This window comes from Sinorhizobium garamanticum, assembly GCF_029892065.1.
Classification (GTDB): Bacteria; Pseudomonadota; Alphaproteobacteria; order Rhizobiales; family Rhizobiaceae; genus Sinorhizobium; species Sinorhizobium garamanticum.
On sequence record NZ_CP120373.1, the window covers coordinates 3,773,404 to 3,785,181 of the forward strand.

10 protein-coding genes and 1 tRNA gene are annotated in these 11,778 nt (G+C 59.9%); 5 read left to right on the forward strand and 6 right to left on the reverse strand.

The genetic code is table 11. The features are described 5' to 3' along the window. Positions 1–99: 99 nt before the first annotated feature. Positions 100–405 (reverse strand): SHOCT domain-containing protein, encoded by a 306-nt coding sequence (locus tag PZN02_RS32155; protein WP_342394706.1) that lies wholly within the window; start codon positions 403–405, stop codon positions 100–102. Between the two features lie 212 nt (positions 406–617). On the opposite strand from PZN02_RS32155, the gene phaC reads away from it, so the two are divergent. Genes phaC through radC form a run of 4 tightly spaced genes read left to right on the forward strand, consistent with a single transcriptional unit; the run spans position 618 to position 4,850 of the window. Further along, complete coding sequence (gene phaC, locus PZN02_RS17800) at positions 618–2,465, forward strand: poly(3-hydroxyalkanoate) polymerase subunit PhaC (RefSeq protein WP_280659251.1); 1,848 nt, start codon at positions 618–620, stop codon at positions 2,463–2,465. 11 nt (positions 2,466–2,476) lie between these two features. Further along, positions 2,477–3,196, forward strand: coding sequence for a DNA/RNA nuclease SfsA (sfsA, locus tag PZN02_RS17805; RefSeq protein WP_280659252.1), 720 nt, complete (start codon positions 2,477–2,479; stop codon positions 3,194–3,196). Between the two features lie 29 nt (positions 3,197–3,225). After that, positions 3,226–4,065: a type I methionyl aminopeptidase gene (map, locus tag PZN02_RS17810; protein WP_280659253.1), complete on the forward strand. Its 840-nt coding sequence runs from the start codon at positions 3,226–3,228 to the stop codon at positions 4,063–4,065. Then, complete coding sequence (radC, locus tag PZN02_RS17815) at positions 4,062–4,850, forward strand: RadC family protein (RefSeq protein WP_280659254.1); 789 nt, start codon at positions 4,062–4,064, stop codon at positions 4,848–4,850. The genes map and radC overlap by 4 nt, the downstream gene beginning before the upstream one ends. Before the next feature lie 33 nt (positions 4,851–4,883). Here radC and PZN02_RS17820 read toward each other — a convergent pair whose 3' ends face one another. Continuing rightward, on the reverse strand, positions 4,884–5,927 hold the full coding sequence (locus tag PZN02_RS17820; RefSeq protein ID WP_280659255.1) for a magnesium and cobalt transport protein CorA: 1,044 nt from the start codon (positions 5,925–5,927) through the stop codon (positions 4,884–4,886). Positions 5,928–6,126: 199 nt separating this feature from the next. Here PZN02_RS17820 and sthA point away from each other — a divergent pair, with 199 nt between their 5' ends. Then, the gene (sthA, locus tag PZN02_RS17825; protein WP_280659256.1) at positions 6,127–7,530 is read left to right on the forward strand and encodes a Si-specific NAD(P)(+) transhydrogenase; all 1,404 of its coding nucleotides are present in this window, start codon (positions 6,127–6,129) and stop codon (positions 7,528–7,530) included. Between the two features lie 109 nt (positions 7,531–7,639). Here sthA and tig read toward each other — a convergent pair whose 3' ends face one another. The 4 genes from tig to PZN02_RS17845 form a co-directional block, all read right to left on the reverse strand. Further along, positions 7,640–9,121 (reverse strand): trigger factor, encoded by a 1,482-nt coding sequence (gene tig, locus PZN02_RS17830; RefSeq protein ID WP_280659257.1) that lies wholly within the window; start codon positions 9,119–9,121, stop codon positions 7,640–7,642. Between the two features lie 175 nt (positions 9,122–9,296). After that, a tRNA-Leu gene (locus PZN02_RS17835) sits at positions 9,297–9,381 on the reverse strand. Positions 9,382–9,622: 241 nt separating this feature from the next. Then, positions 9,623–10,210, reverse strand: a complete 588-nt coding sequence (locus PZN02_RS17840) for a GDYXXLXY domain-containing protein (protein WP_280659258.1) — start codon at positions 10,208–10,210, stop codon at positions 9,623–9,625. Further along, complete coding sequence (locus tag PZN02_RS17845; RefSeq protein ID WP_280659259.1) at positions 10,207–11,310, reverse strand: DUF2157 domain-containing protein; 1,104 nt, start codon at positions 11,308–11,310, stop codon at positions 10,207–10,209. The genes PZN02_RS17840 and PZN02_RS17845 overlap by 4 nt, the downstream gene beginning before the upstream one ends. Positions 11,311–11,778: the final 468 nt, after the last annotated feature.

Here is an 11,778-nt window from a genome sequence, read left to right on the forward strand (position 1 = left end):
CCACGAGCCGTTCGGCTTTCGCGGAAGCAAACGCGGTGGTGAACGGCCGTCATGGCGGCCATTCAACGCTTTGCGTCCAAATCACTTGAAAGGCAAGCGCTAATTCGCGATCTGTTTCAGCGTGTCGGCACCGTGTTGCTCGGCCAGCAACTGCAATTCCTTCAAGCGTCGCTGATATTCGGCCTCGGAGATCGAGCCGGATTGGCGGGCAGCGGCAAGCGCCGTCAACCGGGATTGCATCGAGACCGCCTCTTCATCGGTCAGTTGGGCGGCCGCGGCCGGCTTTTGCCCATAAACGGATGGATAGGTAGCCAAGTGGGCTGTCGAACTGCATCCGGCAAGAGCGCCCGCGAGGAGCAATCCCAAAACCCAAGAAACCGAGCCCTGTTTTCCGACGACAAGCATGCTGGCGATGACCCCTGTTTTTCCGGCGCGACGATGACCAGTGCACCGCACGCCCGAAAAAGACACGCCGATGACACTTTAACCATTTGAATTCAAAGCGATTTACTCGCTTCCTGTGATTCCATTGGAAAGCTGAATGCTCTAGCCCTTGTAATCATTTTCGGGCAGAATGTAAAAATACAAAACAGATAAGATGCTGTGGAGGACGCCGGGTGACAGCAGACAGGAAGGCCGAGGACGGCGGTGGTAAGAACGGTTTTGCCGGCTTTGATCCTAAATCGATCGAGCCCTACATCGTCAAGGATCCCGAAAGCCTGGCCGTCAACCTGGCCCGCGCAGCAGAACAACTCGGCAAGGCAGCGTCCGCATGGCTTGCCCCGCGCGAAACCGGCGAGAAGACGGATGGTTTTGGCGAGCCGGTGTCCGACATGGTCAAGACGCTCTCCAAGATCTCGGAATATTGGCTTTCCGATCCACGCCGGACACTGGAAGCCCAGACACATCTCCTGGGCAGTTTCTTCGATATCTGGTCGCGAACGCTCCACCGCATAGCCGGCGACGTCGCCACGGACCCGACAAATCTCGCGCGCACCGACAAGCGCTTCGCGGACGAGGATTGGGTGAGGAACCCCTTCTTCGACTTCATTCGCCAGGCCTACTTCGCAACTTCGGACTGGGCGGAGAGAATGGTCAATGATGCCGAAGGGCTCGATGATCACACCAAACACAAGGCGGCCTTCTACGTCCGGCAGATATCGAGCGCGCTTTCGCCGACCAATTTCATAACGACCAACCCGCAGCTCTACCGGGAAACCGTGGCGTCAAGCGGCGCCAACCTCGTCAAGGGCATGCAGATGTTGGCCGAAGACATCGCAGCCGGGCGCGGTGATCTCAGGTTGCGGCAGACGGATACGAGCAAGTTCGCCATCGGCGAAAACATCGCAATCACGCCGGGCAAGGTGATCGCCCAAAGCGAGGTCTGCCAGGTGATCCAGTATGAGGCGAGCACCGAGACAGTGCTCAAGCGGCCGCTGCTGATCTGCCCGCCGTGGATCAACAAATTCTACGTGCTCGATCTCAACCCGCAGAAATCCTTCATCAAATGGGCGGTCGACCAGGGCCACACCGTGTTCGTCATCTCCTGGGTCAACCCCGATGAACGCCATGCCTCGAAGGACTGGGAGGCCTATGCGCGCGAAGGCATCGGCTTTGCGCTGGACATCATTGAGCAAGCGTCCGGCGAGCGCGAGGTCAACGCCATCGGTTACTGTGTCGGCGGCACGTTGCTAGCTGCCACACTGGCACTCCACGCCGCCGAAGGCGATGACCGTATCCGCTCGGCGACGCTTTTCACGACGCAAGTGGACTTCACCTATGCGGGAGACCTCAAGGTCTTTGTCGACGATGATCAAATCCGTCAGGTCGAGCGTAGCATGAGTGCTACTGGCTATCTCGAAGGCTCGAAGATGGCGACCGCCTTCAACATGCTGCGGGCCTCGGAACTGATCTGGCCGTATTTCGTCAACAATTATCTGAAGGGAGAGGAGCCCCTGCCCTTCGACCTGCTTTACTGGAACTCCGATTCAACGCGGATGCCTGCAGCCAACCACTCCTTCTATCTCCGCAACTGCTATCTGGAGAACAAACTCTCCAGAGGCGAAATGGTGCTGGCCGGCCGGAAGATATCGCTCGCCGACGTCAAGGTCCCGATCTACAATCTGGCGACGAAGGAAGATCACATTGCGCCCGCCAAATCGGTGTTCCTCGGCAGCAGTTGCTTCGGCGGCAAGGTCACGTTCGTCCTGTCAGGCTCGGGTCATATCGCCGGTGTCGTCAATCCGCCGGACAGGAGCAAGTATCAATATTGGACCGGTGGGCCTGCCAAGGGCGACATCGACCAATGGCTAGGCAAGGCAAAGGAGACACCGGGCTCCTGGTGGCCACATTGGCACGGCTGGGTTGAAAAGCTCGACAAGAAACGCGTTCCGGCCCGAAAGCCCGGCGGGCCGCTCAACTCGCTTGAGGAAGCGCCGGGTTCCTACGTACGCGCTCGGGCCTGATCGGATTACTCGTGAACTTCTCCCGTCCGCTCGTTCCAGCCACGCTTGTGCAGCGTTACAAGCGCTTTCTTTTTGACGCCGTTCTCGCCGATGGAACAAGTATTACCGGCTCATGCCCGAACACCGGCTCGATGCGCGGATTGACCACCCCCGGCTCGCCGATCTGGCTTTCGGAGCACGACAGCCTGACGCGGAAATACCGCCATATGCTGGAGATCGTCGAAGCAGACGGAACACTCGTCGGCATCAACACCGGGCTGCCGAACCGGCTTGCCGAGGAAGCGATCGCCGCTGGACTCGTCGGCGACCTTCATACCTACCAGATACTGCGGCGCGAGCAGAGATACGGCCGCAACTCCAGGATCGACATCCTTCTTAGCGACCCGACGAATGGTCTCGCCTATGTAGAAGTGAAGAACGTCCACTTCAGCCGCGACTGCGGCCTTGCCGAATTCCCCGATAGCCCGACTGCGCGCGGCGCCAAGCATCTCGAGGAACTTGGCGACATGGTGGAAGCCGGTCATCGCGCAATCATGCTCTATCTTGTCCAAAGACACGATTGCGATGTCTTCCGGATATGCCGAGAACTCGATCCGGTCTATGCTCGTGCATTCGAACGCGCTGCCAAACGCGGCGTCGAGGCTTATGCCATCAAATGCGCGATATCGCCCTCGCAAATAGTACCGACGGCGGCCATGGCAGTGGACGAACCCGCCCTCGCTGATTTATGACATGCGCTTAAAACAATGAAAGCTCTGTAATGGTAACCTATATCGAGGCCGGCGCTGCCCCCTACAAGAACACCGGCGTCATCCGTCTATACGGGCCGGATGGTTTCGAAGGCATGCGCAAGGCTTGTCAGGTCACTGCGCGTTGCCTGGATGAACTCGTGTCCCGCGTACTACCAGGTGTAACGACAGAAGAGATCGATCGCTTCGTCTTCGAATTCGGCATGGACCACGGCGCGCTTCCCGCCACGCTCAACTATCGTGGCTATACGAAATCGTCGTGCACGTCGATCAACCACGTCGTCTGCCATGGTATTCCGAACGAGAAGCCCTTACGCGAAGGCGACATTGTCAATATCGACGTTACCTATGTCGTTGATGGCTGGCATGGCGATTCCAGCCGCATGTATCCCGTCGGCGAGGTCAAGCGTGCCGCAGAACGGCTGCTCGATGTCACGCACGAATGTTTGATGCGCGGCATCGCGGCTGTTCGGCCCGGCGCACGCACCGGTGCGATCGGCGAGGCCATCCAGGCCTATGCGGAATCCGAACGCTGTTCGGTCGTGCGCGATTTTTGCGGCCACGGCGTCGGCCGGCTGTTTCACGATGCGCCGAACATCCTGCACTATGGGCGCGCCAACGAAGGCCCCGAGTTGCGCGAAGGCATGATCTTTACGATCGAGCCGATGATCAATCTGGGTCGGCCGCACGTGAAGGTTCTGTCGGATGGCTGGACCGCCGTCACGCGCGACCGTTCACTTTCGGCACAATACGAACACACGATCGGCGTCACCGCGGACGGCTGCGAAATCTTCACGCTTTCGCCAGCTGGCCTGTTCAAGCCCGGCATTGCTGCAGTGGGCAACGCGTGACGAGAACCCCGCCCCTCTCCGAAGGCGAACTGCAGTCGACGGACGAGCGGCAGTTCTTTGCACAGCAGAAGCCGCGCGCCGGCGACGCCGAATTGAATTCTGCTCCTCCCGCGGAAGCACACTATCACGGCCATCGCGATCGCCTGCGCGACCGCTACCGCGAACATGGCGATGCAGCGCTCGCGGATTACGAGGTGTTGGAACTCATCCTGTTCAGGCTGATCCCGCGTCGCGATACCAAACCGATCGCCAAGGCGCTGCTCGCCCGCTTCGGAACGCTCGCAGGCGTTTTCGGCGCGCCGCTCAATCTGTTGCAGGAAGTCAAGGGTGTTGGCGAGTCGGTCGCCCTTGATCTCAAGCTCATCGCCACAGCCAGCCACCGGATGCTGAAGAGCGAGTTGCGCGACAAGCAGGTCCTTTCATCCTGGAGCGCGGTCATCGACTATTGCCATGCAGCGATGGCGCATGAGACCAAGGAGCAGTTTCGCATCCTCTTCCTCGACAAGCGCAACGTGCTGATTGCCGATGAAGTCCAGCAGAGAGGCACGATCGACCACACGCCGGTCTATCCGCGCGAGGTGATCAAGCGTGCACTTGAGCTATCCGCGACCGCGCTGATCCTGGTGCACAACCATCCCTCCGGCGACCCGACGCCTTCTCGTGCGGATATCGAGATGACCAAGCTGATCGCCGAAGCCGCCAAGCCGCTCGGCATCGCGCTTCACGACCACATCATCATCGGCAAGGACGGGCACGCGAGCCTCAAGGGCCTTCGCTTGATTTAATGCGCGCTGCGCCTGAAAGCTTAGCCCTTCCCGTCAAAGCCATCTGGCACGGCGGAAGAAGCGGTAGAGCGTCACGCACAGCCCGATGATCACGGCCAACACGACAAAATAGCCGTAGCGGAACCGAAGCTCAGGCATATCCTCGAAATTCATGCCGTAGATGCCCGCAATCGCCGTCGGGACCGCCAGAATGGCTGCCCACGAAGCGAGCTTGCGCGAGATTTCCGTCTGCTCCGACTGGCCGATCATCAGGCTCGCCTCGAAGGTGAAGGCAAGAACCTCGCGCAGCGCATCGATGTCTTCCTGGACCCGTCGAACGTGATCGGTCACATCGCGGAACAGGGGCTGCATTGCCGCATCCATGCCCGGAAGTTCGAGGTGTTCATGCCGGCGACACACATCCACCAATGGCACCACCGCATTGCGCAGGCGCAGCAGGTTTCGGCGCAGCAGATAAAGGCGTTCGATATCCGCCTTAGCCAACCGGTCGCGTAAGAGTTTATCCTCGAGTTCCTCGACCTCGGCATGGATCGCTTCCACAACCGGCATGTAGTTGTCGACGATGAAATCGAGGATCGAATAGAGGATGTAATTCTCACCGTGGGCGAGTGCTGCTGGCGAGGATTCGCATCTCTGCCTGACCGCCATGTAGGAGGTCGATGCCCCGTGGCGAACGGAAATAATGTAGCCGCGACCGACGAAAAGATGCGTTTCGCCGAATAAGATTTCATCACCGGCCATGTGCGCGGTGCGCGCCACGACGAAGATCGCGTCGCCGTAGATTTCCAGCTTCGGACGCTGATGCGCCTTTCCGGCGTCCTCAATCGCCAAGTCGTGGAGATCGAATTCAGCCTGAACCTGCCGCAACAGTGCCTCATCCGGCTCATGCAGGCCGATCCAGATGACGACATTTTCGCGGCCCCGCCATTGTCCTGCCTCGTCGATCTCAATGTCACGCAGACGCTGGCCGTTCTGGTAGACCGCAGCAGCGATGACCCCCGGGCGGGTGGGCGGAACCGCCTCGGCCTTTGTCACGCCAGCCGCATGGCCGGGGATCGCCGTCGCTTCTGATGCCATTCCTAGACTCCACCTGTGCTTTGCCGCGTAAGAAAACGGACGGGCGACGTCATACGCAAACATAGCTTTATTTCGGCACAGGCGGCATCCACGATAGAACAATGCGCATGGTGCTTCATTAAACGACGCAATTGACGCTATAAACGCCTGCGATGAAATTTGCCGCATCGCACAACGATTCTGCATACGGGAAGCGTTCATGAACCAGTTCGATCTCATCGTCGTCGGAAGCGGCCCAGCGGGGCGCAGGGGTGCTATCCAGGCCGCGAAACTCGGAAAGAAGGTGCTCGTCGTCGAGCAGGGCAAGCGCGTCGGCGGCGTCTCCGTCCACACCGGAACTATTCCGTCAAAGACGCTTCGCGAGACCGCGCTCAACCTGTCGGGCTGGCGCGAGCGCGGCTTTTACGGCCGCTCCTATCGGGTGAAGCAGGAAATCAGCGCCGACGATCTGCGCCGCCGTCTCATCATCACCCTCAACCACGAAGTCGAGGTGCTCGAACATCAGTTCGCGCGAAACCGCGTCCAGCATATCCGCGGCAGGGCAAGTTTCGTGAACCCGACAACGCTCGAGATCCTCAAGGACGACGGCGAGAGTATTCCTGTTTCCGCAACGAGCGTCTTGCTCGCCGTCGGAACGAAACCTTTCCGCCCGGACTACATTCCCTTCGACGGCAAGACCGTCGTCGACAGCGATGAGTTGTTGGACATCGGGGAACTGCCGCGTTCGCTGGTCGTCATCGGCGCGGGCGTCGTCGGGATCGAGTACGCCACGATCTTCAGCGCCCTCGACACGCAAGTCACCGTCATTGACCCCAAGACGACAATGCTCGACTTCATCGACAAAGAGATCGTCGAGGATTTCACCTATCAATTGCGCGATCGCAACATGAAGCTCAATCTCGGCCAGAAGGCCGAGAAGGTAGAGCGCCTCGACGGCGGTAAGGTTCTGCTTACACTCGACAATGGCCGCAAGATCACGACGGAGTTGGTCTTGTTTGCCGCCGGCCGGATCGGCGCAACCGATGCGCTCAACCTGCCCGCGGCCGGGCTCGAAGCGGACAGCCGCGGGCGACTGAAGGTGAATCCGGAAACATTCCAGACCTCGGTCCCAAACATCTACGCCGCGGGCGACGTCGTTGGCTTCCCGAGTCTCGCTTCGACCTCGATGGAACAGGGGCGCGTCGCCGCTCGCGTCGCCGTCGGGGCGATCGCCAAGGAGCCGCAGAAATATTTCCCCTACGGCATCTATGCCGTGCCGGAAATCTCGACCTGCGGCCTCTCCGAGGAAGAGGTCAAAGAGCGCGGCATTCCTTACGAATGTGGCATTGCGCGGTTCCGGGAAACGTCGCGTGGGCACATCATGGGGCTCGATTCCGGTCTGCTGAAAATGATCTTCTCACTGAAGACGCGGCGCTTGCTGGGCGTCCACATCATCGGGGAAGGCGCAACCGAGCTCGTGCACATCGGCCAGGCGGTTCTCAACCTGAAGGGCACGGTCGAGTATTTCGTCGAAAACACGTTCAACTATCCGACGCTCGCCGAAGCCTACAAGATCGCCGGTCTCGACGCGTGGAACCGCATGGGCGAGATCAAGACGGCCTAGCTGGCTTGACAATTCGCTCTTTCAGCCGCCGTTTCGGCGGCTTTTCCTTTCCCAACGAAAAAGGCCGCCCCGAAAGGCGGCCTCTTAAATTTCTCGCAGAAGGAACCGATTATTCGGCGCTCTCGTCAGCGGCCTTCTTCTTTGCCGGGGCCTTCTTCTTCGGTGCAGCGGCTTCCTCGCCTTCAGCAGCCTCGGCCTTTGCCGCAGCCTTCTTCTTGGCAGGCGCCTTCTTGGCGGCCGGCTTGCCTTCGGCTTCCTCGTCGTCAGCCATCAGCTCTTCCTTGGAAACCGACTTGTCGGTTACCGAGATCTCGGAAAGCAGGTGGTCGACGACCTTCTCTTCGAACAACGGGGCGCGCAGCGAAGCGGCGGCGCCGGGGGTGTTCTTGAAGTAGTCGAGGATCTGCTTTTCCTGGCCCGGGAACTGGCGCAGCTGTTCGAACAGCGAACGCTGCATTTCGTCGTCGCTCACCTGAACGCCGGCCTTCTCGCCGATTTCGGAGAGAACGAGACCGAGGCGGACACGACGCTCGGCAAGCTTGCGATACTCGGCGCGAGCCTCCTCCTCCGTCGTCTCTTCATCGGCGAAGGTCTTGCCAGCCTGCTGAAGGTCGGTGTTGATCTGGCGCCAGATGTTTTCGAACTCGGCGTCCACGAGGCGCTCCGGCGTCTCGAACTGGTAGAGCTCGTCGAGTTGGTCGAGGATCTGGCGCTTGACCTTCTGGCGGGTGACCGAGCCGTACTGGCTTTCGATCTGGCCGCGAACGATTTCCTTCAGCTTGTCAGCCGATTCGAGACCAAGCTTGGTCGCGAGTTCATCGTTGATCTCGAGCGGAGCAGCGGCGGCGACATCTTTCACGGTGATGTCGAAGGTCGCTTCCTTGCCGGCGAGGTTTGCGGCCGGATAGTCGGCCGGGAAGGTTACGGTGATCGTCTTTTCGTCACCAGCCTTGACGCCGACGAGTTGCTCTTCGAAGCCCGGGATAAAGCGGTCGGAGCCGAGCACCAGTTCGGCGTCCTCATCCTTGCCGCCGTCGAAGGCAACGCCTTCGACCTTGCCAAGGTAGTCGACGGTGACGCGGTCGCCGTTGGCAGCCTTGCCCTTCTTGGATTCGTAGGTGCGGGCGCTTTCGGCAATACGCAGAATCTGCTCGTTGACCTCGTCCTCGGCGATCTCGACAACTTCCCGGACGACCTTGATGCCGCTTACGTCCTTGAGCTCGAACTTCGGGATGACCTCGTAGGCAACCGTGAATTCGAGATCGGCTTCGGCATTGAGGATCTTGTTGGCTTCCGCCTCGTCCTCGGTCATCGCGATTTCCGGCTGGGTTGCCGACTTCTCGCCACGCTCCGACAGGATTTCAGTCGGCTTCTCACGAACGATCTCATTGACAAGATCAGCCATGATCGACTTGCCGTAAACCTTCTTCAGATGCGCAACCGGCACCTTGCCCGGACGGAAGCCGTTGATGCGGACGCGGTCCTTCACTTCGGCCAGACGCTCATTCATCCGAGCTTCCATGTCCTTGGCCGGGATAACGACCTTGAGTTCGCGCTTCAGCCCTTGAGCGAGCGTTTCGATAACCTGCATGTTCAAACCTTCACTTCACGTTGACAGTGCTCTTGCCTCGAAGGCTTGGCGAGCACGTGAGCCGATCCATTTGCCGGGAGTGGCTTTACGCAATTCCTTGACCGTTTTGCAAGCAAAATGGCACTCCGCCTACCCTCTTCACCGTCGAATTCCGACGTTTGGCAAGTTGTTGTCCTGGTGCGGGTAGAGAGACTTGAACTCCCACGCCTTGCGGCACCAGAACCTAAATCTGGCGTGTCTACCAATTTCACCATACCCGCGTTCAGACAACCACACCGCCTGATCGCATTTCCCGCAAGACAACCAGCGGGAGCACCGCGGATATTCTGGACATGCGAAGGGTTCGGGCTTTCCCGAGCGCGGCGTCTCTATATCACTCGTTTTTGCCGGATCAAAGAGAAAATGCGCGACAATGCACGCCCGCGTCTTCGCCGTTGCCTCGATTATTCTGGACCAAGAAGCCGGCAACAAAATGAACTTCTTTCGCGCCGGCGCGGGCCATCAATACATCGGCTCCTCGTAGACCGGTGCTCCGTCTATCGAAACCTGCCGGATCTGGGCGCGCCCTTCCGTATCCACACGCACGTTGACAGAAAGCGCTTGGGCGCTGCGCGCAGTTTCGATGACACTGCCCTCGCCTTCCGGCACGTAGTAGCGCTCGATTCCGTAATTCGGGAAGAGCGGTGGCGCGCCGGCTGACGGATAGTAAGAGAACGGCAGCGATCTGATGACAATGCTGCCCGCGGCCTCTGCGAGCGGGCTGAACGATGCCTCTACCGGTCCCCAGAAACCGTCCGGCTGCTGTTTGAGCCGCACGAATAGCTGCGCCTTCGCAGCCTCCTCGGGCAAACCGCCTATGATGATGTCCGGCGAAATGCGGGAGATATCGTACGACAGGGTCACATATTCACCGCGCAAGAGATCGCGTGGATCGACGGGTGCACTTCTTAGAAGCACATCCTTGCCGTTGCGCAGGATCGAAGCGCGGCTCTCGATCATGTATCCAAGCACGGCGGTCTGCAGCAGAGCCACCAAGAGGGCCGCGACGAAGGGATTGCGCCAGCGGGCGACAGGCAAAGCACCACTCATTGAGAAGCCTCCCCCACTCGCCCCAGCCTGCGCTCAACACGGATGACGAGCCACGCCACAAGCGCGACGACCACCGCTGAAATCAGGAAGAATCCTGATGTGCCGAGGATCGATCCGAGCGTCTCGAAAGCCAGATACAAAATCTCCGCGGCGAATACCGCGTAGGCCAAGTAGCGAACTGCACCGTTACGCGCGCCGGCAAGACCGATGCCTACGAGGGCTAAGGCAAGCAGGCCGACGCCGAGGGCGGTCTCTGCCCAAGCACCTCTCACTGCGCTTTGCATAGCCACAAGGCCGATGACGGCGACCGCGAAGGAATAGAACGAAGGCGCGGAACCGGCCTCGGAGGCCAGTCCGTACAGCGGCGATCGCGGCAGCGACGCGAGCAGAAAGGCAATGAAGCCGGCGGCGAAGAAGGCGATTGCGAGCCAGATCTCAGGGTTGTCGACGTAGAGCGCGCCGAGCCAGGCGACGCAGAGAAGATAAGCCAAGTGGCGCGTACGCCCCGCATCGGTGTAGCGGACCAGGGTGAGCACGATGACCGCCAGGACCGGCACGAGCCAGAAATAGGACTCGATCGCCGGAACAATCCCTCCGCTGTCGAACAGCGTAATGAGAAACGCCCAGGCAAGGCACGCGGCAATCGTCGTGACGGCAGCCGACGCGAAGGCCGCCGCCGACAGGCATGCCCCGGCGAACCATAGAAGCATCGCATCCGCCGCGTCGCCCGAAAGATGATACATCTGGCCGACCAGCGCGATGCCGGCACCGAAGGACATGGTGCCGAGAATGAGCAGAGCCGCGCCAACCGCCTTGGCTCCGCGGCCGAGGAAATAAGCTGCGAGAAAATGGAAGAGCCAGATCAAGGCGACGACGCCCGCGACCCTGGCAAGACGCGGCAATGCTTCCCAATTCGCTGCGACAAGCAGCAAGAGCGACGCCGAAAGCAGAAGCGCTGCCAGCGCCAACAGGACCCGCCCGACGCTGAAAGTGGATTCGCGCGCATCATATTCCGCGAGCATCGCACTTGCCGACGACTGGGGAAGCAGGCCGAGATCCACCCAGCGCTTCAGATCTCGTTCCATGCGTCCGCGATACATCTCACCTCCGGACTTGTGCTCCCCGGCCACATAGGCGTCTTCCCGACGCCTCGCGACCGGCTTTAGAGAATAACAAATCGGTGAAAAAGGCGAGAAAAAACAACGGGGCTGTTCTTCTCTGCCCCGAGATCACTTCCGGTTAACGGGGTTTGCGACGGGGTTGCGCCGGCCGCATATCTTCCATGCGTATATTGCACTGCACAAATCGATTTAAGATCGCTATATTCACATCATCAAAGGCGACGGGCAGTGACGATCTGAACGGACGCCGGCGGGATTGGTCGCCCGCCCCCGGAATTCCGGAAAGACCCGAGCGGAAGCTCGACGAATTCGGAGCAGCGTACTCCTCCTCCCAACGCTTCTCCGATAAGATTGGCAACACTCCTCCTCCCGGTTGCCAATCACTTACATGACGCCCGCTGGACCTCCTCCCCCAGCGGGCGTTTTGCTTTTGCCCCTCCCTGCCCT

Excerpts from the sequence above, each read along its gene's own strand:
- PZN02_RS17840 (WP_280659258.1), bottom strand. The coding sequence starts at position 10,210 with ATGAGTGGTGCTTTGCCTGTCGCCCGCTGGCGCAATCCCTTCGTCGCG.
- PZN02_RS17820 (WP_280659255.1), bottom strand. The coding sequence starts at position 5,927 with ATGGCATCAGAAGCGACGGCGATCCCCGGCCATGCGGCTGGCGTGACA.
- PZN02_RS32155 (WP_342394706.1), bottom strand. The coding sequence starts at position 405 with ATGCTTGTCGTCGGAAAACAGGGCTCGGTTTCTTGGGTTTTGGGATTG.
- tig (WP_280659257.1), bottom strand. The coding sequence starts at position 9,121 with ATGCAGGTTATCGAAACGCTCGCTCAAGGGCTGAAGCGCGAACTCAAG.
- map (WP_280659253.1), top strand. The coding sequence starts at position 3,226 with ATGGTAACCTATATCGAGGCCGGCGCTGCCCCCTACAAGAACACCGGC.
- PZN02_RS17845 (WP_280659259.1), bottom strand. The coding sequence starts at position 11,310 with ATGTATCGCGGACGCATGGAACGAGATCTGAAGCGCTGGGTGGATCTC.
- sthA (WP_280659256.1), top strand. The coding sequence starts at position 6,127 with ATGAACCAGTTCGATCTCATCGTCGTCGGAAGCGGCCCAGCGGGGCGC.